Here is a 13,126-nt window from a genome sequence, read left to right as displayed (position 1 = left end):
GACCGCTGACGGTGAACTTGTCCAGCTGTGGCAGGCTGCGGAGCAGCCGGTTCTCCAAGCCTTCGTTCATATCCTGTATCGTGTGCAGCTCCGCAGCGGAACGCGTGGAGAGCACATGGCGCAGCGGCCTGGAGAAGTCTTCAAGCAGCACTGGCCCCCGGCCTGCGGCGCGCTCCCGCTCCAGGATGGACAGGGCGTACTCCGGCATGTAAGCCTCCGGTGATCCGCCCTCCTGCAGCAGCCTGCGGATGGCTGTTGCACTGGCAATGGCCGACCCGCCCTCTAGCGGGTCGTGGAAGCCCGCGCCGGTACGCGGCACGGTTAAGGGCTTGATCGCGCTGCCCAGCCGCCTTAGCGCGATCAGGTAGTGCAGGCCGAGGCTGTTGTTGGGCTGCCGCAATATATCTTCGGCATCTTCCGGGTTCTCCTCTCCCATGAAAGAGGCCTTCCAGGCCGCCGCCGCAGCTGCGCTGTAGGCGGCCGGGAAGCCCGCGCCCTCAGAGAGGCGCGCGCGGATCTCCTCCTTAAGCGCGCTGCTCTCTTTGGCCAGGAAGGCGGCCAGAGGCAGCAACACGCCCAAAGTGCCCGCTTCGGAGCCGAAGCACAGGCTGTCGACGACGCCGGTCGCCTCCAGCAGGGAGACCGCTCCGAAGGCGAACCATTCCGCTGGCTGGACGGCGTACGCCACCGGCAATTCAATAACCAGATCGGCGCCCATAAGCAGCGCCATCTCGGTGCGGGCGCGCTTGCTGACCGCCGCCGGCTCGCCGCGCTGGGTGAACGGTCCGCTCATAATGACGACCGAGCGGTCCGCTCCCGATATTCTTTTGGCCTCGGTGAAATGATGGACATGCCCGTTATGTAAAGGGTTATATTCGGCTATAATACCTACAGTTGACACAGTTGCATCACGCCCCATTCTGGAATCTATAATGTATATCATAAATTGTCACGCCCCCTGAAACAATAAAAAGGGAAAGTGGTTGACAAAGTCAGGGAATAATAGGTATAATAAATTTTGTTTGTTTGGAGTGATAACGATGAACATTCACTTTCGCAAATTAGCGAATGCCGACGAGCCTCTGGTCCTCCACGAAGTTGTGGATGTCAGTGAGGTTGTCACAGGGCGCAAGGATATACTTGCTGTTGCACCACTCTCAGTAGACCTTAAAGCGCTGCCCGCGGGAACCGATAGTGTGAACGTGGTGGGAACACTGAGTGGAGAAGTGGACATGTTATGTTCACGTTGTCTGGGTGAGGTCAAGAGTAAGCTGAACATTCCTTTCGCTGAGACCTTCAAGTGGCTTAAGCAGCCAATTCTTCCGGAAGATGATGATGAGAATCTCATTTACATCAAAGATGAGATTGTGGATCTTATCCCGTATGTGGAAGGAAATTTCGTACTGCACTTACCGGATTCGGTATTGTGCAAGGCAGACTGTCTTGGTCTTTGTCAGAAATGCGGACAGAACTTGAACGAAGGCACCTGCAGTTGCGACAACACAGTGATCGATCCAAGACTCGCTGCGTTGAAAGGATTCTTTACCAAGCAAGATGACTAAGAACAAATCCCAAGGAATTGGGTTACAACAAAATCAGGAGGTGTCTAACAATGGCAGTACCACAACGCAGAACGTCCAAGACTCGCCGTGACAAGCGTCGTACTCACTTTAAACTGGTTGTTCCAGGTATGGTGAAATGCGAACAATGCGGAGAGCTGAAGCTTTCCCACCACGTATGTAAAGTTTGCGGAACATACAAAGCAAGAGAAATCATCAAACAATAGTTTGCACATAAGAGTAGCACTTCATCTGCCGGTGAAGTGCTATTTTTATGGAAAAAATGAAGCCGGGGTGGAGCTTGCATTCCTTGCACTGCGCGGGTTTTCAGGCACTTTTCAAGCCAAAGCTTTATTTTTGCGGCGGCATGCTTTATACTACATATTAGTACCTGGTTCTAAATGCTAAAGGATAACAGAGAATCATAACTACAGCGGCCACTCTTGCTGGCCGGTGAGCTGCACATCAGGCCTGTGCCGGGAGGTGAGCCGCTATCGAGCGGATGTCCAAGAAGGAACGTCAGCAGCAGCTGCTGGCTATAATTGAAGGGAACCCGTTTGTAACTGACCGGGAATTGACCCGCCAGCTGAAGGTGAGTATCCAGACGATCCGGCTGGATCGGCTGGAGCTGGGGATTCCGGAGCTGCGTGAGCGGATGAAGCAGATGGCAGAGCATTCCTATGATCAGGTGCGTTCCCTGCCAGTCGATGAAGTGGTCGGTGATATTGTGGATCTGCAGCTTGACCGGAGCGGAATTTCGATCTTCGAGATCCGCGATGAGCATGTGTTCTCCCGCAATGGAATTGCCCGGGGCCACTATGTCTTCGGTCAGGCGAATTCGCTGGCAGTAGCCATTATTAATGATGAGATTGCCTTAACGGCTTCGGCCGACATCCGGTTTGTGCGCATGGTCCGGCTGGGCGAGAAGTGTATAGCCAAGGCGCAGGTGCGGTCACTTGCGGGCCGGAACGGCAAAGCTGAAGTGGATGTGTTTACATATGTCGGAGAAGAGCTGGTATTTCAAGGCCATTTTATAGTGTATCGTTCAGCAACTGAAGAGTACAGCGAAGGGGGAAACCGGAGTGCGGATCGCCATTGATGCCATGGGCGGGGATAATGCTCCTGAATGTAATGTGGAAGGCGCGCTTGCAGCGGCTGCGGAGTGGAGTGATATAGAGATCGTGCTGGTCGGCGATGAAGCGCGGCTTGGGCCGCTGCTGAAGACTAAGCCCTCCAACGTTACTGTACGTCATGCGGGGGATGTGATCGGTTCGGATGAAGAGCCGGTGAAGGCGGTCCGCCGCAAAAAGGACTCATCCATGGTCGTAGCCGGACGGATGGTCCGCGAGGGTGAGGCTGATGCCATGATCTCCTCCGGGAATACCGGAGCGCTGATGACTACAGGACTTCTGGTAGTCGGAAGAATGGAAGGGATCGAACGGCCGGCACTGGCTCCGATGATTCCGACGCTGGATGATGTCGGTGTACTGGCCCTGGATCTTGGCGCCAATATGGATGCCAAGCCGCAGCATCTGGCACAGTATGCACTGATCGGCAGCATATACCGCAACAAAGTGCACGGCATTGCGAAGCCCCGGGTAGGATTGCTGAACGTCGGAGCTGAGCCGGGCAAGGGGAATGAATTGACTAAGGAAGCCTATCCGCTCCTTGAGGCGCTGCAGGGCATTCATTTTGTCGGCAATGTGGAAGCGCGGGATGTGCTCACCGGAAGCTGCGATGTGCTGGTCTGTGACGGCTTCGCCGGTAATATACTTCTGAAGACGCTGGAAGGAACGGCCGGCGCGATGTTCTCCCTGCTGAAGGAGCAGTTCAGCAAATCGCTTAAGACGAAGCTGGGTGCGGCGATCCTGATGCCGGAGCTTAGAAGCCTGAAGGGCAAGATGGATTATAAGGAACACGGCGGAGCACCGCTGCTCGGTCTTAGCGGCCTGGTAGTCAAGGGGCATGGTTCGTCCGACGGCAATGCGGTGAAGAATGCGGTAAGACAGGCGCGGATTGCATTGAAGGCGGATCTGGTGCCTAGTATATCGAAGGAAATTAGCGGGAAGTGAGTGAAGACATGAGACAATTACGTCCGGTAGGAATTATTGGAACTGGGAAATATGTACCTGAGAAAGTATTAACCAACAGCGATCTGGAGAAGATCGTCGAAACGAATGATGAATGGATTGTCAGCCGTACAGGAATCCGGGAACGGCATATTGCGGCACCGGAGCAGGCTACCTCTGATCTGGCCTATGAAGCGGCCCTGAAGGCACTGGAGTCCGCAGGCATGAAGGCCGAGGAGCTCGATCTGATTATAGTCGCTACAGTTACACCTGACAGTGCCTTCCCGTCCACAGCTTGCATTCTTCAGGACAAGCTGGGAGCCAAGAACGCAGCCGCCTTTGACCTGTCGGCAGCCTGCTCGGGGTTTGTCTACAGCCTGGCTACGGCTACCGGCTTTATCCAGAATGGAATGTATAACAATGCGCTGGTGATCGGTGCGGATACACTGTCGCGTATTACAGACTATACAGACCGCAACACCTGCGTGCTGTTCGGTGACGGTGCCGGTGCGGTAATCGTCGGCGAGGTTCCGGAAGGACGCGGCTTCCAGTCCTTTGATCTTGGGGCAGAAGGCTCTGGCGGCAGCCTGCTTAATCTTGAAGCTGGCGGCTCGCGCCTCCCGGCTTCCCAGCAGACCGTAGAAGATAAGAAGCACTTCATCTATATGAATGGCCGCGAGGTCTTCAAGTTCGCAGTACGCATCATGGGATCGGCTACGGAGCGTGTGCTTACCAAGGCGGGATTGTCTAAGGAGAATATCGACTTGTTCGTGCCGCATCAGGCCAACATCCGGATTATTCAATCCGCTATGCAGCGTTTGGATCTGCCGCCGGAGAAGGTTGTAGTCAACGTTGATAAATACGCAAATACCTCTGCAGCCTCCATTCCGCTGGCTCTTGTAGAAGCAGCCGAGGAAGGCCGGATGAAGGCCGGAGATGCTGTGCTTATGGTCGGCTTCGGCGGCGGACTTACCTGGGGCGCTTCCGTGCTGATCTGGTAAGAATCGGGGCATTAATAATAGCAACGCGCAGCAGCTCGATCCGGAGAATATCCGGGTTGACTGCAGTTAAAGGGAAGGAGCTTTATACCTCATGAGCAAAATCGCATTTGTCTTTCCCGGTCAGGGTGCACAGGCAGTCGGTATGGGTAAGGATGTATATGAAGCATTGCCTCAGAGCCGTGCAGTCTTTGAAAAGGGTGACGAGGTGCTTGGATTTCCGCTGAGCGGGCTTGTATTTGAAGGGCCGGACAGCGAGCTTAAGCAGACGGTGAATACGCAGCCGGCACTGGTTACGGCCAGTGTGGCTTATCTGGAAGCGCTAAGCGGCCTTAAGGTTACGCCGGATTATGTGGCAGGCCACAGTCTCGGTGAATATAGCGCTCTTGTGGCAGCCGGCGTGCTGTCCTATGAAGATGCTGTAAGGCTGGTCCGCCTGCGCGGACAATTCATGGAAGAAGCCGTTCCCGGAGGACAGGGGGCTATGGCAGCTGTGCTTGGAGCAGACCGTGAAGGGCTTACGGAATTATGCCGTAGTATTACAGCGGCGGGTACTCCCGTTGAACTGGCGAATGTCAATTGTCCGGGACAGATTGTGGTCTCCGGTTCCGTGGCCGGTGTCGGTGAGGTGATCCAGCGTGTGAAGGAAGCCGGGGGCAAACGGGCGATTCCGCTGGAGGTTAGCGGGCCGTTCCACTCCTCATTAATGAAGGGTGCGGCTGAGCGGCTGGCTGCTGAGCTCGACAAGGTAACCTTCAATGCTCCCGCTATGCCGGTAGTGGTCAATGTGACTGCTGCTCCGGTGACAGACCCGGAAGAAATCCGCAAGCTGCTGGTAGAACAGGTGTATTCTCCGGTACTCTGGCAGGATAGCGTGGAATGGCTTATTGGCGCAGGGGTAGATACTTTTGTAGAGATCGGTTCCGGCAGTGTGCTGTCTGGCCTGATCCGCAAGATTGACAGGAATGTCAAGGTTGTGAATATCAACAGTCTGGAGAGCGTGCAGGCTGGCTGGTAAGCAGCTTGGGCCTAGCCGCAGCCGCATGATTATCGAAGGGGGACAACATAGCATGTTTGCAGCACTAAAAGGTCAGACCGCCCTTGTAACCGGAGGGTCCCGGGGGATCGGCCGCAGCATAGCCTTGGCACTGGCTGCTCATGGCGTGAAGGTCGCGGTGAACTATTCCGGCAGTCTTCAGGCGGCTGAAGAGACCGTGGCCCGTATTCACGAGCTGGGCTCGGAAGGAATCGCTCTGCAGGGAAATGTCGGCAGCAGCAGTGACGCCGAGAACCTGGTCAAACAGGTTATCCAGACCTGGGGGAAAATCGATATTCTGGTGAATAATGCGGGCATTACCCGGGATAATCTGATTATGCGCATGAAAGAGGAAGAATTCGATCAGGTCATCGAGACGAATCTGAAGGGCGTCTTCAACTGCCTGAAGGCAGTAACCCGCCCGATGATGAAGCAGCGTTATGGCCGGATCATCAATATTTCTTCGGTCGTGGGTGTGACGGGGAATCCCGGACAGGTGAACTATACCGCTGCCAAAGCAGGTGTAATCGGCATGACGAAGTCTGCGGCCCGCGAGCTGTCTTCACGTGGAATCACCGTGAACTGCATCGCGCCCGGCTTCATTGATACCGACATGACCCGCGAGTTGTCCGATGAGGTTCGCAGCGAGCTGATCAAGGGGATTCCCTTGGGAGAGCTTGGGCGGGCGGAGGACATTGCGAATGCGGCGGTATTCCTGGCTTCGGAAGGGGCGGCCTACATGACAGGCCAGACGCTTCATGTGGATGGCGGAATGTATATGTAAGGCTTCGCAGGGCATCAGATCATTACGGGGGAAGATGGACAGAGGCGGCCAGGGCAGCGTTTTTTATGCTCTATGGTATTTTGACTTCATATCTCGTATAATACCAAAAGAGGAGGTGAACCGGATGTCCGATGTATTAGAGCGTGTAACACGCATTGTCATCGACCGCTTAGGTGCCGATGAAGCAGAGGTAACATTAGAAGCGTCTTTCAAAGATGATTTAGGTGCTGATTCTCTTGATGTTGTAGAATTGGTAATGGAATTGGAAGATGAATTCGACATGGAAATCTCTGATGAAGATGCAGAGAGAATTACGACCGTGGGTGAAGTTGTGAAGTACATACAATCTCATACCTAGAGTCATATGATTGAGGGTCCCGTTCCTGTCAGGGCGGGACTTCTCCTCATTTTACGGTTCTTTAAGCCAAGCATCCGCGAAGTGGTGCATGAGCATCTTGATAAAGATAATAACAGAACCGCAGATTAACTAATCTTGCGGCGACTGCAGTTTATATAGACATCTGGCATGTTTGCGTTTACAAATTGTAGAGGTACACAGCCTATAGACGGGGTGATTATGTTTGAATCATAGAGTAGTTGTAACTGGTATGGGTGTAATGACTTCGCTGGGTAAGGATCTTGAGACGTTCTGGGATAGCCTCATGAGCGGCAAGTCCGGAGTATCCCTGGTTGAAGCTTTTGATGTCAGTGAATATCCAACACGAATCGCTTCTTCGGTCAAGGATTTCGATGCGGAAGCACGCTTCGGCCGCAAGGAAGCCCGTAAGATGGACCGGTTCGTACAATTCGCGGTTGCTGCCGGTGAAGATGCGCTGAAAGACAGCGGACTTACGATCGGTGAAGATATTGATGCAGAGCGGATCGGGGTATCTGTCGGTTCCGGAATTGGCGGCCTGGGCACATGGGAGGATAACCACAACCTGCTGCTCGAAAAAGGCCCGAAGCGGGTCAGCCCGTTCTTCATTCCGATGATGATTGCCAACATGGGCTCCGGCCAGCTGTCGATCAACCTCGGGGCCAAGGGACCGAATACAACGACAGTGACCGCTTGTGCGACAGGCAGCCACTCCATCGGGGAATCCTTCCGTCTGATCCAGCGCGGTGATGCGGATGCGATGATCTGCGGCGGTGCGGAAGCGACCATTCGTCCTACAGGAATGGCAGGCTTTTGTGCAATGAGAGCCATGTCTACCCGCAATGACGAGCCGGAGAAGGCCAGCCGACCGTTTGATGTGGACCGTGACGGTTTCGTCATGGGCGAGGGTGCGGGAATCCTGATTCTCGAATCCCTGGAACACGCAGAGAAGCGCGGAGCCAAGATCTATGCCGAAGTAATCGGGTATGGTCTCAGCGCCGATGCCCACCACATGACGGAGCCTGATCCTGACGGTGCAGCACGCTGCATGAAGATGGCGATCCGTGATGCCGGCATTAATCCTGAGGATATCGACTACATCAATGCGCATGGTACATCTACACCTGTAGGGGATAAATCAGAGACAGCCGCTGTCAAGAAGGCGCTCGGAGAGCATGCGTATAAGGTAGCGATCAGCTCGACCAAGTCGATGACAGGCCACTTGCTTGGCGCTGCCGGCGGGGTGGAAGCGATTATCTGCGGGCTGTCCCTGCAGAAGAACATGATTGCGCCTACCATCAATTTGGACAACCCTGACCCGGACTGCGATTTGGACTATGTTCCGAATGTGCCACGTCAGGCGGAGCTGAATATAGCGATGTCGAATTCCTTCGGATTCGGGGGACATAACGCGACCGTTATTCTCAAAAAATATAATAAGTAAGGGGAGACAGTGCAGTGAAAGGAGACCTGAAGCAGTTACAGAGCCAACTTCAAATCCAATTTCACGATCCTGTACTTCTGAAGCAGGCTTTCACCCATGCATCATATGTGAACGAACACCGGTTCAATCAGCATCAGGACAACGAGCGCCTGGAGTTCCTGGGTGATGCGGTGCTTGAGCTGACGGTGTCCGAATATCTGTATAATCTGCTCCCGGACAGACCCGAAGGAGAATTGACCAAGCTGCGTGCTGCGATTGTCTGTGAGCCGTCGCTGGTCCGGTTCGCCGAGACCTTGGGCTTCGGGCGGTACGTACTGCTGGGAAAAGGGGAAGAGCTTACGGGCGGGCGTACCCGCCCGGCTCTGCTGGCCGATGTGTTCGAAGCCTTCGTGGGAGCGCTCTATCTCGATCAGGGCCTGGAAACGGCCCGAAGATTCCTGGATAATCACGTATTCCCGCTGGTTGAAACCGACGGTAAGCTGCAAATGCAGATGAGCGACTTCAAGACAGAGCTTCAGGAACTGATACAGCATCATGGATTGGGTACGCTGGAATATCGGATTATTGAAGAACGCGGACCGGCGCATGAGCGTGAGTTCGTCTCAGAAGTATATATGGCCAGCCGTTCACTAGGCAGCGGCAGCGGCCGCTCCAAGAAGGAAGCGGAACAGCAGGCAGCGGCAGCGGCGTTATTGCTTCTGAAGGAAGACGGTGCCTGAAGGCAGATTTGAACATTTGGAATGCGGAGTAGAGCAGCAATGGTCTGAATGCCGGCGGTTCGGCGGAAGTCAGACTTTTGCTGCTCTTTTTCGAAATATAAGAATTTATCTGTTTCACGCGATAAATTATCCTTCTATTTCTCGCTGAAACGGTACCGTCCTTTAAAAGGACGGCAAAACTGTTTCCACTTAAAAGGTCAGAAATCATATGTTTTGAGGAATCAGGTGCACCACTTTATGGGGTTGTTTTGGCAAGGAAACACTATGGTATAATGGGTCAGAGGTGAATAACGAGTTATGTTTCTGAAACGGATTGAATTAGCAGGCTTCAAATCATTTGCCGACAAAACGGAGATGGAATTTGTACGCGGAATAACGGCTGTAGTCGGCCCGAATGGAAGCGGCAAAAGTAACATATCCGACGGCATCCGCTGGGTGCTTGGGGAGCAGAGTGCCAAATCCCTGCGCGGCGGCAAGATGGAGGATATTATATTTGCCGGAAGTGATGCCCGCAAGGCGGTCAACTACGGTGAGGTCTCGCTGACGCTGGATAACGAGGATCATGTGCTGCCGCTGGATTTCAGCGAGGTGACCGTGACCCGGCGTGTCCACCGCAGCGGCGACAGTGAATATCTGATCAATAAGCAGGCCTGCAGGCTGAAGGATATTACGGAGCTGTTTATGGATACCGGTATCGGCCGTGAAGCCTATTCAATTATCGGACAAGGCCGGATTGAAGAGATTCTCAGTACCCGATCGGAAGACCGAAGGGGGATATTTGAAGAGGCCTCAGGTATTGTTAAATATAAGTCACGCAAAAAGGATGCCGGCCGCAAGCTCGATGAGACCGAGCAGAATTTGCTGCGGATTCATGACCTGATCAGTGAGCTGGAAGATCAGGTGGGACCGCTGAAGGATCAGTCCGAGAAGGCGATAAGATACAAGGAGCTGCGTGAGCAGCTGAAGCATCTGGAGATTTCGGTATATGTGCATCAGATCGAAGGCATACATACATCCTGGCAGGAGGGCAACGCCCGCCTGGAGGTGCTTAAGACAGAGCAGCTGGAGCTGTCCACTGTAGTCTCTGCTCATGATGCCAAGCTGGAGAGCGGCCGGGCGGAGCTGCGGAGTCTGGAGCAGGAAGTGGAGAAGCTGCAGGAACAGTTGCTGCGCAGCAGCGAAGCCAACGAGAAGAGCGAAGGCTACGGAGAGCTGCTGAAGGAGCGCCGCAGGAATCTGGAACAGAACCGGGAACAGCTCATGCAGACTCTGGGTTCTGTAGGCGAACGTTCCGAGGGGCGGCAGCGTGAGCTGGCCGAGCTGGAGCATAAGCTGAAGCAGACCAGGCAAGCGCTGGAGGAGCTGCGGGCACAGCTGGCGGATGAGGAATCGAAGCTGCAGGGTGTGGCCGGAGGCATCAGCCAGAGCAAGGAAGAGAAGCTGAAGAGTGCTCTGCTTGAGCTGATGAACCTGATGGCCCAGGCGCGCAACGAGATCCGCTATGCGGATCAGCAGAAGGAGAGCCTGGAGCGGCGGATGAGCCGCAGCCAGGAAGAGAGCGGCAAGTGGACAGCACGGCTGGAGGAGCTGGTCTCTGCACAGAGCGGGCTGAAGGATAAGATTGCCGGGCTCGGCAAGGAAATCGGCCTGCTACGCGGCGCGTACATTACGGAGAGTGAGCAGACCGGCAAACGGCAGAAGCTGCTCGAAGAGACGCAGAGCGGCCTGCGCAAATGGGAGCAGAAACGCGAAGCCCAGGTGTCCCGGCATGAGACGATGAAGGAAATGCAGGATGATTTTGACGGCTTCATGCTTGGGGTCAAAGAGGTGCTCAAGGGCGCGCGCAAAGGACAGCTAAGCGGTGTACACGGGGCAGTTGCCGAATTGATCTCCGTTCCCGAGAAGCTGGAAATGGCGATTGAGACCGCCATGGGCGCTTCCTTGCAGCACGTGGTTATGGAGAATGAAGCGTTGTCCCGGCAGGCGATCGCTTTCCTGAAGCAGCGTCAGCTCGGGCGGGCGACCTTCCTCCCGCTGGATGTTATCCGGCCCCGGCAGATTACCGGCAGTGACCGCAGCACAGTTCAAGGTGCCGAAGGATTCGTGGGTATTGGTTCGGAGCTGGTCGGCTATGATGAGAAGTATGGAAGTATTATCGGAAGCCTGCTCGGCAATGTCGTAATCGCTGAGAGTCTGGAGCAGGCGAACCGCATTGCGGCCAAGTGCCAATATCGCTACAGAGTAGTTACACTTGAAGGCGATGTGGTCAATGCAGGCGGTTCGATGACCGGCGGCAGCCAGCATAAGAAGAATAACAGCCTGCTTAGCCGCAAGCGTCAGCTTGACCAGCTCTCCGGCGAGATTGAAGAAAGCGAGCAGCAGATTACCAAGCTGAAGCAGGGGATCAGCCGCCTGCGCGCCGAACAGGACAAGGGCTCCCAGAAGCTGGAGCAGCTTCGGCATGACGGTGATGAGAAGCGGCTGGAGGAACAGCGCGTATCCGGTGATCTGAAGCAGCTGGAGCAGGAGCTGCGGCATGTGCAGGAGCAGGTCGAGGGCGCAGGCGCAGAGCGCAGCGGCTTCGAGCAGGAGGTACGCGGACTGGACGAGGCCCGCAAGCAGGCCGAAGCTGAGCTGGCCCGGCTGGAGAAGGAAGAGCAGGAGGCGCATGCGGCGATCCGCAGTGCCGAATCGGACCGCAAGGCGAATGAATCGGCTAAGGAAGAGCTGCAGGGCAAGCTGACCGGGATGAAGGTTACGGAGGGCAAGCTGGATCAGGAGATCTTCTCGCTGGAGGAGCAGCTGCGGCGGATGAGGCAGGACGCCGGCTCCCAGGAGAAGGAGCTGCGCCAGAGCCGCAGTCTGCTTATGACCATCGAGCAGGATCTGGAAGAGAATGCACGGGAGACCGTGAAGCAGAAGGAAGAGGTCAACAGTCTGCGGCTGAGCAAGGAAGATACGTCAGCGAGGCTTGACCTGGCCCGTGCCGACCGTGCGGCGATCTCGCGCAAGCTGGAGCTGGCCGAAGGCGAGACCAAAGACCAGCGTCAGGCGCTCCGGGCGGTCGAAGACAAGCTCCGTTCCACGGAGGTTGCCGTTGGCCGGCTCGATGTGGAGCTGGACAATATCCTCCGCAAGCTGAGCGATGACTACGAGCTGAGCTACGAGCTGGCGAAGCAGCGTTACCCGGTGCCGGAGGATGTGCCTGCGGCACAGCTGGAGGTGCAGCGTCTGAAGCGCAGCATCTCCGGTCTGGGCGAGGTCAACCTGGGCGCGATTGAAGAGTATCAGCGGGTGCATGAACGGTATACTTTTCTCAGCGGGCAAAAGGATGATCTGGTGGAAGCCAAAACAACGCTGTATCATGTCATCCATGAGATGGAAGAGGAGATGTCGAAGCGCTTCAAGCAGACCTTCGATGCCATCCGCCGCGAGTTCGGCACGGTGTTCACGAAGCTGTTCGGCGGCGGCCGGGCAGATCTGCAGCTGCTGGACCCTGAGCATATGCTCGATACAGGGATTGATATCGTTGCCCAGCCGCCGGGCAAGAAGCTGCAGAACCTCCAGCTTCTCTCCGGCGGAGAACGCGCCTTGACCGCGATGGCTCTGCTGTTCGCTATTCTGCAGGTCAAGCCGGTGCCGTTCTGCGTGCTGGATGAGGTGGAAGCGGCGCTGGATGAAGCCAACGTGGTACGCTTCGCCCAGTATCTGCGTGAGTTCTCGGAGCAGACGCAGTTCATCGTAGTGACCCACCGCAAGGGAACGATGGAGGAAGCCGATGTGCTCTATGGCGTGACGATGGAGGAAGGCGGCGTATCCAAGCTCGTATCGGTGCGGCTGGAGGATGAAGAGGCTGAGATAGCTTAACGATATAGATTGAACAAAAAATTTAAGTTAAAGGAAAAGTGGCTGAGGGGAGTTTTGGAACTGTAGGAGCGGTAGCGACCGCCTAAAAGCTTTCCGTAGGAAAGCTAGCATCGGAAGCATCAGCAGTCTGCGGATTTCAACCGTTAAAAACGGTATAAGATCATGAAATCTGTAGACAACAGCGGCCGGAAGTCCAAAACTTCTCTGGAGTCACGGCTAATCCCAAAACATAAAAAAATAGTTCGATTTATATAGATGCAGGATTCATGAAGTG

Annotated in this window: 12 protein-coding genes; 11 read left to right on the top strand and 1 reads right to left on the bottom strand. The window is 55.1% G+C overall.

From position 1 onward, the window contains the following. Nucleotides 1-943, bottom strand: a 943-nt coding sequence (locus tag C162_RS10585) for a tRNA(Met) cytidine acetate ligase (RefSeq protein ID WP_235218398.1), incomplete at its 3' end; no start/stop codon positions are given. Nucleotides 944-1,040: 97 nt separating this feature from the next. On the opposite strand from C162_RS10585, the gene C162_RS10580 reads away from it, so the two are divergent. The 11 genes from C162_RS10580 to smc all read left to right on the top strand — a co-directional run bounded on the left by C162_RS10580 (nt 1,041) and on the right by smc (nt 12,852). Then, the gene (locus C162_RS10580; RefSeq protein WP_036694174.1) at nt 1,041-1,562 is read left to right on the top strand and encodes a YceD family protein; all 522 of its coding nucleotides are present in this window, start codon (nt 1,041-1,043) and stop codon (nt 1,560-1,562) included. Between the two features lie 50 nt (nt 1,563-1,612). Then, nucleotides 1,613-1,786 carry a 50S ribosomal protein L32 gene (gene rpmF, locus C162_RS35325; protein ID WP_076154019.1) on the top strand — a complete coding sequence of 58 codons (174 nt, stop codon included), beginning with the start codon at nt 1,613-1,615 and terminating at the stop codon, nt 1,784-1,786. A gap of 275 nt (nt 1,787-2,061) precedes the next feature. Beyond that, nucleotides 2,062-2,658: a transcription factor FapR gene (gene fapR / locus C162_RS10575; protein ID WP_036694172.1), complete on the top strand. Its 597-nt coding sequence runs from the start codon at nt 2,062-2,064 to the stop codon at nt 2,656-2,658. Next, entirely contained in the window at nt 2,642-3,631 is a 990-nt protein-coding gene (gene plsX / locus C162_RS10570; RefSeq protein ID WP_036694171.1) for a phosphate acyltransferase PlsX, read from the top strand. The genes fapR and plsX overlap by 17 nt, the downstream gene beginning before the upstream one ends. An 8-nt stretch (nt 3,632-3,639) precedes the next feature. Further along, complete coding sequence (locus C162_RS10565; RefSeq protein WP_156949599.1) at nt 3,640-4,629, top strand: beta-ketoacyl-ACP synthase III; 990 nt, start codon at nt 3,640-3,642, stop codon at nt 4,627-4,629. 91 nt (nt 4,630-4,720) lie between these two features. Continuing rightward, nucleotides 4,721-5,644, top strand: coding sequence for an ACP S-malonyltransferase (fabD, locus tag C162_RS10560; protein WP_036694169.1), 924 nt, complete (start codon nt 4,721-4,723; stop codon nt 5,642-5,644). A gap of 52 nt (nt 5,645-5,696) precedes the next feature. Further along, nucleotides 5,697-6,446 (top strand): 3-oxoacyl-ACP reductase FabG, encoded by a 750-nt coding sequence (gene fabG, locus C162_RS10555; protein WP_036694166.1) that lies wholly within the window; start codon nt 5,697-5,699, stop codon nt 6,444-6,446. Nucleotides 6,447-6,570: 124 nt separating this feature from the next. Next, nucleotides 6,571-6,804, top strand: a complete 234-nt coding sequence (gene acpP, locus C162_RS10550) for an acyl carrier protein (protein ID WP_036694165.1) — start codon at nt 6,571-6,573, stop codon at nt 6,802-6,804. Nucleotides 6,805-7,027: 223 nt separating this feature from the next. Beyond that, nucleotides 7,028-8,266: a beta-ketoacyl-ACP synthase II gene (gene fabF / locus C162_RS10545; protein ID WP_076154017.1), complete on the top strand. Its 1,239-nt coding sequence runs from the start codon at nt 7,028-7,030 to the stop codon at nt 8,264-8,266. A gap of 14 nt (nt 8,267-8,280) precedes the next feature. Further along, nucleotides 8,281-8,985: a ribonuclease III gene (rnc, locus tag C162_RS10540; protein WP_036694163.1), complete on the top strand. Its 705-nt coding sequence runs from the start codon at nt 8,281-8,283 to the stop codon at nt 8,983-8,985. Nucleotides 8,986-9,282: 297 nt separating this feature from the next. Further along, the gene (smc, locus tag C162_RS10535) at nt 9,283-12,852 is read left to right on the top strand and encodes a chromosome segregation protein SMC (protein ID WP_036694160.1); all 3,570 of its coding nucleotides are present in this window, start codon (nt 9,283-9,285) and stop codon (nt 12,850-12,852) included. The last annotated feature ends 274 nt before the right edge of the window (nt 12,853-13,126 follow it).

The organism is Paenibacillus sp. FSL R7-269 (assembly GCF_000517865.1).
GTDB lineage: Bacteria > Bacillota > Bacilli > Paenibacillales > Paenibacillaceae > Paenibacillus_AQ.
The sequence above is the reverse complement of the archived record's forward strand: the minus strand, read 5'-3'. Positions and strand labels throughout refer to the sequence as shown.